At 51.5% G+C, this 13,881-nt stretch carries 14 protein-coding genes and 2 pseudogenes; 5 read left to right on the plus strand and 11 right to left on the minus strand.

The window, feature by feature from the left end; translation table 11 throughout:
* Positions 1 to 189 precede the first annotated feature (189 nt).
* Positions 190 to 729: a luciferase domain-containing protein gene (locus ACR0FE_RS14625; protein ID WP_480553113.1), complete on the minus strand. Its 540-nt coding sequence runs from the start codon at positions 727 to 729 to the stop codon at positions 190 to 192.
* A 65-nt stretch (positions 730 to 794) separates the two neighbouring features.
* Positions 795 to 1,386, minus strand: a pseudogene (locus ACR0FE_RS14630) (YceI family protein).
* Between the two features lie 111 nt (positions 1,387 to 1,497).
* On the opposite strand from ACR0FE_RS14630, the gene ACR0FE_RS14635 reads away from it, so the two are divergent.
* Positions 1,498 to 2,079 carry a TetR/AcrR family transcriptional regulator gene (locus ACR0FE_RS14635; RefSeq protein WP_480909505.1) on the plus strand — a complete coding sequence of 194 codons (582 nt, stop codon included), beginning with the start codon at positions 1,498 to 1,500 and terminating at the stop codon, positions 2,077 to 2,079.
* A gap of 767 nt (positions 2,080 to 2,846) precedes the next feature.
* On the opposite strand, the gene ACR0FE_RS14640 is transcribed toward ACR0FE_RS14635, so the two are convergent.
* The 3 genes from ACR0FE_RS14640 to ACR0FE_RS14650 form a co-directional block, all read right to left on the minus strand.
* Positions 2,847 to 3,356: a nucleoside deaminase gene (locus tag ACR0FE_RS14640; protein ID WP_480553115.1), complete on the minus strand. Its 510-nt coding sequence runs from the start codon at positions 3,354 to 3,356 to the stop codon at positions 2,847 to 2,849.
* Positions 3,357 to 3,493: 137 nt separating this feature from the next.
* Entirely contained in the window at positions 3,494 to 4,171 is a 678-nt protein-coding gene (locus ACR0FE_RS14645) for an ankyrin repeat domain-containing protein (RefSeq protein ID WP_480553116.1), read from the minus strand.
* Positions 4,172 to 4,377: 206 nt separating this feature from the next.
* Complete coding sequence (locus ACR0FE_RS14650; protein WP_480553117.1) at positions 4,378 to 4,881, minus strand: GNAT family N-acetyltransferase; 504 nt, start codon at positions 4,879 to 4,881, stop codon at positions 4,378 to 4,380.
* A 556-nt stretch (positions 4,882 to 5,437) separates the two neighbouring features.
* On the opposite strand from ACR0FE_RS14650, the gene ACR0FE_RS14655 reads away from it, so the two are divergent.
* Positions 5,438 to 6,109, plus strand: a complete 672-nt coding sequence (locus ACR0FE_RS14655; protein ID WP_480913521.1) for an ion channel — start codon at positions 5,438 to 5,440, stop codon at positions 6,107 to 6,109.
* A 6-nt stretch (positions 6,110 to 6,115) separates the two neighbouring features.
* Here the strand turns inward: ACR0FE_RS14655 and ACR0FE_RS14660 are convergent, their stop codons facing one another.
* Positions 6,116 to 6,880, minus strand: a complete 765-nt coding sequence (locus ACR0FE_RS14660; RefSeq protein WP_170676228.1) for a bestrophin-like domain — start codon at positions 6,878 to 6,880, stop codon at positions 6,116 to 6,118.
* 361 nt (positions 6,881 to 7,241) lie between these two features.
* Between ACR0FE_RS14660 and ACR0FE_RS14665 the strand changes: the two genes are divergently transcribed.
* Positions 7,242 to 7,757: a hypothetical protein gene (locus ACR0FE_RS14665; protein WP_480913523.1), complete on the plus strand. Its 516-nt coding sequence runs from the start codon at positions 7,242 to 7,244 to the stop codon at positions 7,755 to 7,757.
* 65 nt (positions 7,758 to 7,822) lie between these two features.
* Here ACR0FE_RS14665 and ACR0FE_RS14670 read toward each other — a convergent pair whose 3' ends face one another.
* From ACR0FE_RS14670 to ACR0FE_RS14690, 5 genes and pseudogenes are all read right to left on the minus strand, one after another.
* A complete protein-coding gene (locus ACR0FE_RS14670) occupies positions 7,823 to 8,824 on the minus strand; it encodes an AraC family transcriptional regulator (RefSeq protein ID WP_480913525.1) in 1,002 nt (333 codons plus the stop codon).
* Between the two features lie 273 nt (positions 8,825 to 9,097).
* Positions 9,098 to 9,334 (minus strand): annotated as a pseudogene (locus ACR0FE_RS14675) (integrase core domain-containing protein); the annotation flags it as partial.
* A gap of 334 nt (positions 9,335 to 9,668) precedes the next feature.
* Positions 9,669 to 10,133, minus strand: a complete 465-nt coding sequence (locus tag ACR0FE_RS14680; RefSeq protein ID WP_480909246.1) for a CoA-binding protein — start codon at positions 10,131 to 10,133, stop codon at positions 9,669 to 9,671.
* Positions 10,134 to 10,136: 3 nt separating this feature from the next.
* Entirely contained in the window at positions 10,137 to 10,496 is a 360-nt protein-coding gene (locus ACR0FE_RS14685) for a 2Fe-2S iron-sulfur cluster-binding protein (RefSeq protein ID WP_480499791.1), read from the minus strand.
* A 2-nt stretch (positions 10,497 to 10,498) separates the two neighbouring features.
* A complete protein-coding gene (locus tag ACR0FE_RS14690; protein WP_480714034.1) occupies positions 10,499 to 11,854 on the minus strand; it encodes a selenium-binding family protein in 1,356 nt (451 codons plus the stop codon).
* 70 nt (positions 11,855 to 11,924) lie between these two features.
* Between ACR0FE_RS14690 and ACR0FE_RS14695 the strand changes: the two genes are divergently transcribed.
* Positions 11,925 to 12,686, plus strand: a complete 762-nt coding sequence (locus ACR0FE_RS14695; protein WP_480714035.1) for an IclR family transcriptional regulator — start codon at positions 11,925 to 11,927, stop codon at positions 12,684 to 12,686.
* A gap of 97 nt (positions 12,687 to 12,783) precedes the next feature.
* Entirely contained in the window at positions 12,784 to 13,137 is a 354-nt protein-coding gene (locus ACR0FE_RS14700) for a putative quinol monooxygenase (RefSeq protein WP_480714036.1), read from the plus strand.
* Positions 13,138 to 13,881 lie beyond the last annotated feature (744 nt).

Raw genomic sequence — 13,881 nt, forward strand, 5'->3', positions numbered from 1 at the left:
AACTTCGACTCCGAGCTTTGCAAAATCTAACAAGCGGAAGGCAGCTACCATTAGTGTGAATGGCTTGAAGGTATCGAGCGCTTCGCCACGGCGACAATTCAAGAAAAAAATGAACGCGAGAAACAAGGTGGCTGAAACTGCTCTTTGACAGAAAACAGGCGTCCCCGCACACTTTCGCGCAATTCGAGCTTAGCCCAAGGTGTTGCCGGTGATGAAGGTGTACGAGCTTTCTACCAGATCGATGACGACATCCAACTCTTCTGGTGTGGTCGGTGTATATATCATGACAAAGCCGCTCCACCCAGGACGTTGCTTGGCCCAAGGGTGAGCTACGGCCCAGCCAGCCTCAATTGCCCGTCGCGCCATTGCCGGATGCAGCGACGCGTGCAAGCTGCCATCAGGATGCATATGCGCAAACTCAAACCCACCCACGATAGAGTTCGGTTGAGACAGCAGCATGTCGGGATCAAGCTGAAAACCAATCGCGCCAGGAAGCGATATGCGTGTCGGGCCAAGTGTGACCCCTGGGATTTGCGCAACACGCTCCAGCAATAGCTTGGCCAAGTCGGTATCAATTTCGACACCAATCTGAGTATGCGGTACGCCGCTTGTCGTTTCAGGACGGGGTGAGGTGCGCTCCGGCAAGGGGCGCTCTTGTGCGGATGCCAACGGGCACGTCAATGCCACCGCCGTTGCAGCAACCGCCAATGCTCTCAGGATTTCATTCATCGTGTTGACCATCCGCCAAAATCAAGGAATGAGCGTTCAGCGCAGTATCGGCGCCCTTGCACACATCATTCAGCCTTTAAAGCTTCGATATTGATCAAGAGCTCTATCTCGTCGCTCACCGCTGGCACAAAGACCCCAAGTCCGAATTCAGACCGCACGATGGTCGCCGTGGCTGCCAGGCCCAGGGTCGACGTGCCCTCTTTTTGGGCCAAACGGGTGCGGAGCTGACTTGTTAAGCGTTGTTTCCAAAACAACAGGTTTGGTGATGCCATTCATGGTCAGGTCGCCAGAAATATTCGCGGTATTGTCCCCGGTGACTTCAATGCTGGTCGAGGCGAATGTGACCATGTCACTGTCACTTGCGCTAAAAAAGTCATCGGACATGAAGTGTTGCAGACGGGCGTCCCAGCCCGTGATCATGGATTTTACAGGCATAGACACTAAGACAGATGATGATAACGGATCATCTTCGTTAAACTCTATCTCACAGCTAAAACCTGAGAACATTCCAAATGTTTCTGAAAAACCGATGTGGTCGTAGCTGAACAATACCTGGCTATGTCCAGGATCCAGCTCGTAGGTGCCACTCTCGGACAATGCGTTTGTCGCACCCATCGATAAGAGTACCGCCAGCGGGGTTGCTGCCACTTTGAACATTGATACGCTCCCGTTTTGACAAGACGTATTTGTGGGATTTAGGTTTTGACCGACCAAGATTTTAGAACAAAATGTTCTACTGTGCAACAAAATGTTCTATAGGAGAGGTGATTGAAAGAAGATCCTAGGCTGATCGCCACACGACAGGCGGCGCTTGATGCGGCGCAAAAGATACTGATGGATGAAGGCGTGCTGCACGTAACTCATGGCGCAGTTTCAAAGGCAACGGGCATTTCGCGCAGTACACTTTACAGGCACTGGCCAGATGCGCGTAGTCTGCGTGATGCAGCATTCCGGCGCATCGCAACACCACCGAACATACCGCCCAAAACCGATGGCCCTCTGCGATCTGACCTGCGTTGGTTACTCGGCGTACTGATGGGAGCCTTGAATGACACACCATGGGGTCAAATCGCACCTCAGGTAGTCGCTTCTGCGTCCACCGATGCAGAAGCGCGGTTGGTGATCACTGAATTCATGAAAGACAGGTTCGCAAGTGTTGAAGCAGTATTTGCAGCCGCAATAGACCGAGGTGAGATTGCCGCGGATGTTCCGGTTGAACAGCTTATAGAACTAGCTGTCGCAGCACTTTATTTCCGCAAGCTCATACGTCACGAGGCGCTGAACGAAGAATGGTTGGACAAACATGTCGATCTACTTTGCAGTATCGCGAAAACCAATTCGGGACAGTGACCATCGCCTGACCTTGAAATCAAAGCGACCTGCACCTGGCGCGAGATTTCGACAGAACAGCAAGTTATGATCAATAGCCTGTCCAGCCAGTTCCTCATAGCTGCCGCTCCAAAAGGTCTCGGCAAACGTTCACTATGATCGTTCGTTGAGGTTTGCAAAGTTTGCTTTCTGCGCATTCCTGTCGTTGGGGCACCGTGCAACATCGGTCAATTTGGGCTCGAAGCAGATCTTAGCTTGAGTCAGTTGAAAGGGTGCTTTGCGGACAATGCCGACATTGATTTGATTTGGCAGCAAAGGTCTCAGCGGTTTGCAAACGTGTGATTGGCTTGGCTAGAGAGCAAGGGTATCACACCGTCAGGCTGATGACGGGCGAACGTCAGGTTACTGCCAGGCGGCTGTACGAAAGGCTTGGTTTCAAGATGGTCACTTCCTGGGATGCCAACCCACACGAAGCCCACGATTATTTCGAGCTAGGCATCGCGTGAATTTGCCGTAGTCAGGCCAATCCTGCGGCTTTGAACCATTCTGCCATGGGCTATCAACGGACAAGGCTCCTTTTGCATAGCTAGTCTATCTCCCTAATTTCACTCACTTGGCGGGCTGGGTTGACGGTCACACCTTCGTGCGACTGCAACTTGATGAAAATCGAAAGCAACAACGGGCTCACACGGCCATTCGTTGCGGCTTTCACAATTGCCCTCACTGGGCCAATTCCCATCGCCGGATGCGAACGCAACAGTAAACTTTGCTGGTGACTGAGAACCTATCTAACCGCAAAGCTTCGGTGATCCCGCGCTCCTGATTTCCCGGCCAAAGAACATGTGACGAACCCCAGCCCAAAAAGCCGCTGCTTCACACATGGAACAGGGCTTGGAAGATGAGTACATGACCGATCTGGTCAAATCTCGATCATTGAGACGGCGCGCCGCGTCCCTGATCGCGGCCATTTCAGCGTGGCCCGTGGGGTCTTGATCCAAAATAACCCTGCTCCATGATTGGCCAATAATAACATTGTCGCGAACCACGACTGCACCGAACCCCTGGTCTCCATGGTCAATTGCATATTGTTGCATCTCGAAAGCGCGCTCCATGAACGTGGCATCGCTGGGGTCACTTGGTTGAGGTATCGTGTCGTCCATCCTCGAGGAAGTTTGTCCCGCGACGGAGCCAGTCAAGCCGACCGTCAGTGCGCCAGAGCCGGACGCAGCAAGAAAGCCACGCCTCGCGAAAACGAGTGCGCGGTGGCGGTCCTGCTCAATTTTTCTAAACTTGTTCATTTTGCCAAAATCCGTGAGATGTATGCATCTTCGCCACTACCCTACCACGAGGAGGCCTCGAACTGAGGCCGGTCCAATCCAAGCTGCTATAGGCACCTTTTAGGTGAGCCTCACCGCTTCAGCCTGCTTGATTGGTTTCAGTCCTTTTTTCTTAGCCGATCTGCCATCTCAGAAAACCCGCGCAGCTCGGCGTGTTCGAGCGGCGTAGTTCCGTTTCGATCGGCAAGCGTTCTGTCAGCACCCGCCGCTAATAATGCATCCAGAACTTTAAGATGATCCGGGCCGCCGTCACCAAGCACAACGGCTTCCATAACTGCGGTCCAGTGCAGATTGTTCACATGGTCCAGAGGCGCGCCAGCAGCGATCAGCCGTCGGACAATCTCGACATGACCGAGGTGCGCAGCTGCTATCAGAGCCGTTCCTTCATAAGGGCTGGTCGTTAGACCCGGATAATTGCCTAACTCGATGGCGAGCGTCATCAATTCTGGATCGTTTGCAACGGCCGCAATAGTGACCACGTCGTAGGCCTGACCCTCAAGCGCATTCATGTCGGCACCGGCCTCAGCGAGTGCACGCAATGCCTCGTCCTCTGAAGCAAAGGCTGCCACATGGGCTGGTGTGCGGCCTCGCGAGTCCCTCGCGTTGACATTTGCCCCCGCCGCAACGAGCTGCCGGATCATTTCTTGGTTGCCGGTGTGAGCGGCTGCGAAGAGACCGTCGTAATTCTCGACTTCACCAACCGAAGGTGGTGTCTGCGCCGTGCCCGCGTTGACGGCGAGAACCATCACAAACGCAAATAGAAAAAGACGAAACATGGCCAATCCCTTTACTCAAATACTGGTGAAAGTCTCCAAGCTCGCAGACCTTCTATCAAGAAATAGCTGCAACGAGCACCAACGACTGCTCAGGGCAGCATAGTCAAAAGCTACTGAACGTCAGGAATGGGCCAATTGCGAAAGTGAGTACGAAGGCCCTTGTCCACCTCAACCCAAGTTAGCCGGACAAGACCATTGAGAGTTAGCTAGGCTAAATTATCTGGCCCGGGATGACGCCAGATTTGCATCGAACCCAATACAGGATGTTGAAAAGGTGCCTCGAACTCAGCACCCAAGCGTCGAGCCAGAGCAAATGATCGTAGATTGTCTTCCACGATCAAGCTGATTGCTGTCGTCCAGCCGAGAGCTGAATACGCAAACTCACGAGCTGCAAACGAGGCTTCGAAAGCGATGCCCTTACCTTCACCGCCTTCGAAAACAGACCAAGCGATTTCAGGCTCGGGCCAATCCTCGGGAAACCACAACCCTACAACCCCGAGAGGCTCGTCCGATACGCGGTCGGCCACGATCCAACGACCAAATCCGTGCAAAACCCAATGGCCAAACAGTTCACCGAATTGCCCATAGGCCTCTGAGCGCGTGAATGGACCGCCAACCGCGGACGCCCGTTCCGACATTCGGAACGCGACAAATGGCTCAAAATCAGACGCCAACGGTGCGCGACGGCGTAGGCGCCGTGTTTCTAGCATTGGGATATCTACGAGGCACGGTGTCATGTCTTCTCAAATGCTGAATGCACTTTAGCCTCAATCGGAACGTCACGCTATGACTGCGAATGGCACGGCGCGGACATTCGCGGCATTACCGAGAGTGACCGCCTTGCGGGCAAAGTGATCTTTCTCGGCGGTCGTACCAACGCCTTGCATTCGGGGTAGCCCCACACAGACTGCGTTAAAAGCCCTGTAGACTGAGCTGGGTCGACGTCACTCACTACCGACGACCCAGCAACGTGGGTACCTTATGCGAACCTCGCGGATCGCATCTGCAAGTATCATTCCCTGGCCGACGAGAACATCAACTTGCTGTAGCTTCTGAACCATTTCCTCAGGATTGTGTTTCTTGTTCGACATTCTCGGATCTCCGTTTCTCAAACATTACGGTAGTCCAAATCAAAAGGGGCACTTCAGCACAAACAAAGAAACTACCAGAGGAATTGCTCACTGTGCCACGGCGTATACTGCAAGCGAATGGCGGAATTGGGGCGACGGGCTCGCGCTTTGCTAGTACCGGTACTAAGCTTGCGTAATGAACGCTTTGAAATCTGTAACCTCCAAGATTGCCTCGTGGGGGGAACTTATGCTTCCGGCCTGCCTTTTGTTAATCATTTTTGGTTGGCCGTTCTTTTGGGGATCCCAAGTCTCAGAGCAGGTATTCGAAGGCGTCTTCCTGATACTCATTGTCGTAGCGGGTGCGGCGTCATCGACCGGTCGTGTGACATTCATCGCTGTGGTAGTATTCGGTCTATTCGCCTTCTTTTTCGACTCAGTTTCGGGCGACACCCGTCCGATCTTCGAGCGGCTTGGGACCGTTTTTGATCTGTTATTCTCATTGGGCCTCACACTCGTTCTTACCGAAAGAATCTTTGGCGCAACCGGTGGCGTGAGTTGGAGAGTGGTCGCCAACGCTCTGAGTGTCTATCTGTTGATCGGTTTCGCCTTTGCTGCAATCTATAATCTAGTCGGGTTTGGGGATGTCTCGCTTGATCTTGGATTTGCGAAGGGTGACCCCGATCTGGACGCTTTCGCCGCAACCTATTTCAGCTTCGTAACCCTAACCACACTTGGGTATGGCGACATCACGCCTGAAAATGCGCGCATCGCCAGCTTAGCGGTCGTACAGGTGCTGATAGGGCAATTCTACCTTGCTGTGATAGTGGCGCGATTGGTCGCGCTTGTGGTAGTCAGGTCTCAGGATTGAAAGCAGTTATTTGCCTTTTTCAATGGTCCGCTCCAGCACCTTCAAGAACGGTGTCGGCTGAATTGGAAATGTAGTGGAAAACGGGTGGGAGAAGCCAATGATGGCAAAAAACACCAAGCCATTAATGCCCGCGAACATACCGAGGAAAGATGAACGCACCAAACCGTGCGGCATTGGAAAGAACGACAAGCAGGTCAACACCAATCCAACGACTGCGATCATCCAGAACATCGGACTGATAGGTTCTTCAATATCGAAACTGCGTTGACCCCGCTCGTTCTCGATGTCGTTAATGTCGTCCAGCAGCGCACTAGCTAAGCTTGATCGGTCCGAGTTGTCCGCCAGATCGATGATTTGACGGTATATTACATCGACCAGTAAATCGGCTTTTTCCAGAGGACTTCCGGCCGCCATGGTCGGCCATTCCTCGTTAATAACCATCTTAGTATAACGCTCTACCGCGTCTTGGATCGCCTCAGCCTCAGCTGTGCCAAACCCTTGCAAACCACGATAGAGTTGCTCGATGGCCAACGCTTCGCTGTCGATGCTTTCCTGCAATTCGTTATACTCTGCTCGCACACTGGAAAAGGCGAGCGCCAGAATGAGAGCGTGAACCGCCCCGATCCTGACAGACCCCCACTTGGCGGCTTCCAAAGTTTCCTCTGACGGCTCGATTGGAAAAAGCAAATGAACGCCTCGATGCGCGACCATTACTATCAACGCAGGGATAAGAAACCAAATCGCGGCGTCAAAGATCGGTAGAGCTGTCATGAAATACGTTCACGCTTCAAAATGATGCTGCCCAGACATTACGAGAAATGGATCCAAACCACAATTCCGGTGTTGTCAGTGGCCACTCTGCCACTGTTTCCATGAATCCGTCAGAGCAGCTCTCCGGCGAATGACCTTAAGTCCGCAATTCTGGCATTAAGCCTCTATCCAGAAACCGACCTACCTCCTGCATCTAAACTAAGAAACAACTGTGGTTGGCCCGGTTTCACTTCGCTTTGGCCGAAAAAGGAACACTTTTGGCTGAAATTCAGAAGAGTGATTGGACACGCCAAACCAATATTGAATGACGCGCCAAACAAAGCGCCTTGCAAGTTACAGAGATAGAGTTGGAGCGTCAGTCATGAAGACCGAAGCAGTCAGTGCCGTCGAAGTAATAAACATGCATTTGAACAGACACTATGAACCCGATCAACGCGCAGATGCTGTTGTCGAAATGTTGCTTGCAAATGAAATTTCCAGCGCAGATTTCTGGCCTTTGTTGAGGGGTTTATGGGGTGGGTTCGAAAAAATCGATCACACCATGTTTGTTCACGCGATGGATGCTAATAAACGAAAATCATGTTGGGTTCCGACGAAACAGTGGCATCGGCTTCCCAATGCAATCTCGGTTTTTCGCGGTCAAAGCCTGGGAAAAGAAGTTGGCTTGTCTTGGACGACAAGCTCTGATGCAGCATTGGACTATGCAATTAGATGTCATGGTTCGACGGCCAAAATTCCGATTACCCTTGAAACCAAAATCCCCAAGAGCGCTGTTGCAATGGTTATCGAAGAAGGTGAGCAAGATGAGCTTGTCTTGTGGAGAGCACCACAGATTTCAAACTGCATAGTCACCCAAATTTCCAACACTACGCACTAATCAAACAGCGGCGTTTCTCAGGTGTGGTCCAACAGCGAAGGTCGAAGTCAGGACATCGCGTCGGTTCAATTTTGTTTTTGAAATTCACGCGGCGTTAGCCCTGTCCAATGTTTGAATGCAGTGGAAAACGCGGGCTGGTCGGCAAAATCCAAGTAGAATGCAACTTCTCCGATGCCGAACCCGTCTTTAAGATACGTCTTCGCAAGATCGCATCTGATGTTTTTTACGATACCACGAAAACTCTGGCCTTCCTCATTGAGACGTCGCGAGAGAGAACGCGCGCTGAGCCCAAGGCTTGATGCCACTTCCTGCGCGCTTAACATTCGTCCTAGGAGCTTATTCAATATCTGGGCCTCAACCTTACCGCGTATCCCTAGTGAACTCGCGGCATGCATTCTCAAAAGGTTGTTTCCGTAGTCCGTAAGATGGTTTCTGAGTGCGGGGTCATAGCTTGGAATTGGGAGATCAAGCGATGCAAGCGATAGATTAATTTCATTTTCTTCGGAACCAAAGGATATCGTGCAGCCCGCCGCCTTTTTCATTGCGGATGCCGAAGACTTAACTACATGCTTGTACCGAACTCCCAGAGGGTGAAGTTGAGTATTCGTAACAATGCGCATCAATGAAATTGTCGAGAACAAGAGAAACTCGGTGCGTCGATGATACCTGCTGAGCTCGCCGTTAACAATTTGCATCCTTAGCGAAGCGTGGTTTTCTGACTCGACAAGTCTGTATTCAATACTCTCATCAACCAAAGCACCGTAGTGTGAAGCGTTTTCAATAGCTTCTTTGAGATTCTGTGAATACTTTGAGATATACCATACTATGTCGCGAGGCGTATCAAACGCCAAACCAGCTATTGTAGCGAAGGCTCGGTCTCTTAAATGATCACAAGCCAAGCGAATAAACTGACCCTCCTTCAACGGGTCGATCTCTCTGGTGGACTCTTTCAAGTCGCCTCGCTTCAGACCAGAGCTTTTTAAGACTTCCTCAAATTCACTTGCATCTTCCGTGCGCTCCGCGAACATTTGGGCAAAATGCCGTAACCAAGCGTTGTCGACACCCATCTGGCTACCCCCATAATGCGCCGTGGTTTTTGAGACCGGATGTTCCTAAGTGATACTTATCGAAGGGCTGTACGTCACACTATAAAACACCAAAGATCACGTGTATTGACAGGAACATTTGCCACAAAATTTATCCAAGCAGTTTAGCGGCCACATCTGGCTGGCGTCCGTCGTCAAATCTTTTTGGGCAGATAGCCGCTTGATCTAAGAGAGGATCTGACTCGCCTAGCTGCTGTGATCCGCGGCGGATTTGCGATGAAACAAGCGCCAGGTTTAGATTGTCTTCCGTTTGATCCTTGTTCGTTGTTTCAGAATGGATTGGCTGCGCCCGAAGTAGACATTGGCTTTTGTGAGGTTTTGCAAGCTCTCGTGATAGCGCCGGTGGTTGTTGTGGTCGACAAAGGCGTCAATCTGTTGCCTGAGATCACCGGGCAGATGGTAGTTTTTTCGAAAGATGCGGTTCTTCAAGGTCTGGTGCCATCGCTTGATTTTCGTCTGAGTTCGTGGGTGATACTCGCGGCGTTTCGACGCCTTTTGATTGGCCGAAAATCCGTTTTTTGAAGCGCAGAGCGGCTGGTCGCTGCGTCGCAGCGCACCATCTTGCAATGAATAATCGCTTTGGGCTCAACGCGCTCATTCGCCGCTGTGCGGCGCTGGGACGTGGCCCGATTATCTTCTCGCGGACAAGGTGGCCGTTGGTTCTCTAAAAAACTGTCATTCTTGGGTTTAGAGTACGCAGGTTTCGAAAAGTGGGCAGGATTACGTGTCTTCTCTTCCGGACGCGAAATGTCTCAATTGGCACCTTCATTAGATGCTGAAGAGGCCGCCACCAATCGACTTTCCATCATATCTTTAAGTCCAGGCGCGGCTTCCAAAAAGGGCGGAAGAGTTCAATCTTGGGGCATCGGTTCATCACGACCTTAAGGCCCGCTGCTTCGGCGAGTTGCGCTGCTTTGTCGTCGTACACGCCGATCTGACCCCAAAGTACATTTGCCCCGATTGCAATTGCCTTCTCGGCAAGGCCGTATAACTCTTCTTTCGGACGGAAGACGTCTACCATATCAACATGTTTGTCGATCTCTTCCAGCGAGTGGTAGACTTTGAGCCCTCTGATTTCCGAAACATTTGGGTTGGGGTTCACCGGTAGAATATCATAGCCGATTTCGCTGAGCTGTCGCAGAACGCCATAGCTGAATTTTGTTTTGTCCGCGCTGGCCCCCACCATTGCAATGGTTTTGACCGATTGCAGGATGTCGGCAAGGTACTTGGGGTCGTAATCGTAGATGCGATCGATGTCTGCTTCGGGCATCGGTTAACCTTCCTTCGGCGTCGCAATGTCAGCCTTGAGTTCGTGGGGTTTGAGAGGGTCGAGAAATGGATTGCGGTACAGCTTGTCATGGCTCTCGACTCCGATCTCAAGCGTGATGTCGGATGTCGGACGTGCCACGCAAAGGATCACATAGCCGTTCGCGATTTGCCGATTATTCAGCGCAACCTGTCGGCGTTGGTCGATCGCGCCAGTCTTTAATTTTGCCGCGCAGGTAATGCAGCCGCCATACTTGCACCCAAAAGGCAAGTCGACGCCCTGTTCTCTCAGCGTTTCCAGAAGTGAACGCCGCGCATCCACACAGTATTGCGCGCCATCTCTGTTCGCGATCGTCACGGTATACATAGTCATAGCCAGATGTCGCTTGTGCAATCACCGCCCGGATACCGGCTCTCGTGACAGCGCGATGGACCATTCGGTTCTTTGCCAAAGTCCACAATGAAATCCTCGTTGATCTTCATACCACCGTTTTCAGGGTCGCAATCGATCATCACCATAACCCCGCCCTTTTCGCGGATCTCGGGATAGAACTGGTTATCCCAAGTCGAGAACAGCGAGGTCGTGACGTAAAGCCTTCGTCCGTCGAGAGAGAGCTGGAACATTTGAGGACCACCCGCGACCTCGACCCCGTTAACGATCGGAGCTTTACCCAAAAGGCCTCCCATAAACACTTGGCCGGTCAGCTTGGGATTATGCGGGTCGGTGATGTCATACTGGCGCATATCTCCATGCAGCCAATTGTTCAGGTACAAGTATTTGTCGTCCATCGAAATCAGGATCGCCGACATAACCCCCGGCAACGGGATCGGCCATTCGGGGTGCATCTCGTTTTCCACGTCAATGATCTTTTCCCACCGCCACTTTTTAGCATCGTCTTGCCACCAATGGATCACATTGGTCGAAAGAGCTGCGCCACAGAACCCATGCGTGCTGTCAGGGTCATGGTGGAACTTGACTTCCAGTGGCAACAGCCCGTCTTCACCCAAATAGAAGCTTTCGACCGGTTCGCGCTTTTCGAAATCCCAAAAATGCAGCTCCCGCCCATATTTCAGATGGCCTACTTCTTCCAGATCGAAGCCCGGCATAAATGTATTGGGCGCAGCCCATTCGGAACTGACCATCACGTTGTGGCGCGGTTGGTACCAGAAATCGTAGCCAAACTTGATATCGCCCATGGAGCTTTCCCAGCGACCGACGATGTTGAACTCTTTGTCGAGATGCAGGTAGCCTCCAGGAGCTTCACCCTTGGCATTTCCAAGGAAGGAGATGATGATTTCCGAGCCCAAACAATGCACCGTATGCGGGCCCGATAAATCTGCCTTGGCCTTGATCTCGGCCCCGTCGATGACCTTATGCAACTGCGGCGCACGCGGGTCAGTGGCTGTATCAACGATGTGAAGGTTGTTAGAGCGTACGCCTGGCAGGATCAGGTATTTGCGGGACATCGAGCCGTCGTCGTGACAGGACGAACAGGCGTTCCACCCCATGTGGTGAAGCTCGTCCCCAATCCCCGGCATTTCCAGCCTATGGATTACCTGAGAATAGGTCGGGCTGTCTGGGTCGACATCCACTGTAGCAAGGTAATCAGGTTTCTGGATCCCTGTCCCGGTGTAGATGGCGATCGTGTATAGTAGCTTTTCACGGGGGGCTTTAATGGCTTCTTGCGGACTCCTGAAGCCCGGCCCACAGCAATGTCCGTCCATGGTGTGCTCCTCCCTTGATTCTCCTAAATGTATCGTATATCGAAAAATCTATTATCATAAAGTGAGAAGTATGCATCTCGAACGATTAGCGCTGATTTTGGAAATCGTGGGTCAAAAAGGACGTGCGTCTGTAACGGATATCTGTGCCCAGTCCGATATTCCCAAACCTACAGCCTACCGGCTGGTTCAAGACCTTGTTTTGTCCGGCCTCCTTGAATCACCAGCCCGCGGTGAGTTCGCGATTGGGATTAGGCTAAAGCGTATCACGTTGAGCGATCACTCTGATCCCGCTCTTTTGCAAGTGATTGCGCCTGTCCTATCTGGCGCCGCGAATGACTATGGCGCTGCGTTTTTCTTGTCTCGACTACGGGGCCATTGGGTAGAGATTATTCATGTGGAGACACCGCAGACGGGCGTGTCTTTTCTTCATCCAGGTATGGGCAAACGACCAATGCACGCGTGCTCTTGCGCCAAGGCAATCGCCGCCGTGTCGCCTGAGCTGCTGTCTCATGACGAACTGAATGGGCAGCTCAAGCGATACACAGAGCGCACAATTACAAACCGAGAGAGTTTGGTCGCGGAACTCGACGCCGTCAGGGCAAAAGGCTATGCCGAATGTGTCGAGGAGTTGGAACGCGGGATCAGCTCAGTAGCAACAACACTGGCAAAATCAGGTGTTGGTGCCACGCTGTCAATCGGCGCTACAGCTTCCCTTCGGGTGTTTACACCCTCGAAGCGAGAAAAGATCGGCCAAATACTTAACGCGATGTCGGACAAGCTTTCACGCGCGCTAGGATGGGGTGAAGCAGATGAGAAAAGGATACCCGCTTAGGGTCATGAGTATAGCAATGCTGTAGGTTAATACCCTGCAAGAGGATTGGCGTATTTTGTGACCTTCGTCCGCTTGTAGGTCAATGAAGGAGAAAATTATGGACGAAGCAATGTTTGGTGGTTTCTTCGTGATCAACGTCAAACCTGAGTATCGACAGCCCTTTTTGGATGCCAGTATTTTCCAAGCGCAAAATGTTGTCAGTGAAGAACCCGAAGTTTTCCAGTTTCACATTATGGCGGATGAGGCAAACCCAAATCGTTTCTATTTCTACGAAGTTTTCAGGGATGAAGCTGCGGTCCAGGATCATTGGGAATCTGAAACCTTCAATAACTGGTTGAACACTGTCCGAATGATGCTGGATGGCGAGATCGAGCTTGTTGCCAGGATGCGCTCGCTTTTTCCGACTACAAAAGGTTTCAAGGCGCAAAAAGCAAGCCTGCTACTTTGGTAAAATTGACCGACGTTTGAAGCTATCGCCGGTTCGAGGAAATTATGGATTTTGGTGCTGGTCCGCGTTGGGCTCGGTGCCCTCGTTCGCTGCATCTGGCGTGAACGACTGCTATGCGGACCAAGCTGCCGTTTGCTGCGGCGCAGAGCTCCGGAATCAATTGAAGGATTGCTCAGCAGGCGGAGCTGACGAACAGAGTTATCTTTCGCTGTCGGACCTAAAAGCGCGGACCCTCATCGCCCATCTCAGGGCAAAAGCCTTCTTCCACTACAGGATCGATACATAGCTTGCGGCGGACGCTCTATTTAGAAAAAAGGCCAAAAGAAGAAAATACAGCAATACGGGAAAAGCAATCATAGCCTTCCTTATCGAGGATTTTAGGGCGCCATTTTTGTGTGGGCTAAAAGTTTCGACCTTGGTGTAACTTAAAGGTGGGAATAGATCCCTTTTGCTTTGCTTAATCATAGTCAACTCGTGAAAAACTGACTAATCTTTTTCAAACCCCACATTAACCGAAGATTAACGTTCAAATTATTTCAGTTTTGGCGTTTTTTTTGACCGCTTTTGGAGACAAAAGCTCCAAGCCAATAACTATTGTCAACAGTATTAATGCTTCCCCAGTGATTCTTTTGGGAGTAACGGCTAAGCTGTTAATATTAAATTAAAAATATCCACTCCGAAATGTCGGATCGTTGCCACATTCTGGCCCCGTTTTGACAACACTCTTAAGTGTGGCATTTGCACGTC

The sequence above is a fragment of the Ruegeria sp. K7 genome (assembly GCF_056531785.1).